We start from the raw sequence: 1,550 nt of genomic DNA on the forward strand, positions 1-1,550 counted from the left end.
TACGGACCCACCGAAACCACCGCCTGCACCACCCTCACCACACCCATCACCCCCAACCAACCCATCACCATCGGCACCCCCAACCACAACACCCATATCCACGTCCTGGACCCCTTCCTCCGACCGGTGCCCCCAGGAGTCACCGGCGAGATCTACATCTCCGGCATCGGCCTCGCCCGCGGCTACCTCCACCGCCCCGCACTCACCGCCGAACGCTTCATCGCCGACCCCTACGGCCCACCCGGCACCCGCATGTACCGCACCGGCGACCTCGCCCGCTGGACCACCGACGGAACCCTCGACTACCAGGAGCGGCTCGACCAGCAGGTGAAGGTCCGCGGGCTGCGGATCGAACTCGGCGAGATCGAGGCCGTACTCGCCCGGGATCCGCGGATCGACCGGGCGGCGGTACGGACCCATACCGATGACACCGGGAACATCCGGCTGGTCGGCTATCTCGTCGGCCGTCCCGGGACCACGCTCGATATCGACGACATCCGCGACCGGCTCCGGAAGACCCTGCCCGACCATATGGTCCCGGGGGTGTTCATGGTGCTGGCCGAGCTTCCGACGACCACCAGCGGAAAGCTCGACCGGCGGGCCCTGCCGGCGCCCGATCTCCAGGAGCAGATCAGCGACCAGGCGCCCCGTACCGCGCGGGAGAAGGCCCTGGCCGGGCTGTTCGCCGAGACCCTCGACCTGCCCCGGGTCGGTATCCATGACAACTTCTTCCAGCTCGGCGGCCACTCCCTGCTCGCCACCCGGCTGACCAGTCGGATCAGGGCCGCGCTCGGCAAGGAAGTCACCGTCCGGACTCTCTTCGACCACCCCACGGTCGCCCGGCTCACCCATCATCTGGACGACACCAAGGCCGTACGGCCGACTCTCCAGGCGATGGCGCGGCCCCGGCTGGTTCCGCTGTCGTCGGCTCAGCGACGGCTCTGGTTCCTCAACCAGCTCCAGGGCCCGACCCCCACCTACAACATCCCCTTCATCATCAACCTCAGCGGAACCGTCGACCCCGAAGCCCTGCACCGGGCGCTGATCGATCTGGTCGAGCGCCATGAAACGCTCCGGACCACCTTCCCCGAGACCGACGGAACCCCCCACCAGCACATCCACACCCCGGACGAAGCCGAGCCCGAACTCCTCCACCACCGGATCGAGCCGGGGGACCTCCATCGGTCCATCGATGAATTCATTCGACGGGGATTCCTGCTCGCCGAGGAATTGCCGCTACGGGTGGCTCTGCTGACGACGAGTCCGAAGGAACACTCTCTCGTTCTCGTGGTCCATCACATCGCGGCCGACGGTGAATCGATCCGCCCCCTCCTCACCGATCTGCTGCACTTCTACCAGCACTACACGGACGGCACCGCGACCGACCACCGCCCGGTTCTGCCGGTGCAGTACGCCGATTACACCCTCTGGCAGAAAACCCTCCTCGGCGACGAGAACGACCCCAACAGCCTCGCCGCCCAGCAACTCGAATACTGGAAAAACAACCTCAGCAACCTCCCCGAAACCCTCCCCCTCCCCTACGACCACCC

General features: G+C 67.0%; 1 protein-coding gene. It reads left to right on the forward strand.

The annotated features are described in order from the left end of the window. A partial coding sequence (locus AB0G74_RS34340) for a condensation domain-containing protein (protein WP_361154653.1) occupies nucleotides 1–1,550 on the forward strand: 1,550 nt, incomplete at both ends.

Source organism: Streptomyces sp. NPDC020875 (genome assembly GCF_040641415.1).
GTDB lineage: Bacteria > Actinomycetota > Actinomycetes > Streptomycetales > Streptomycetaceae > Streptomyces.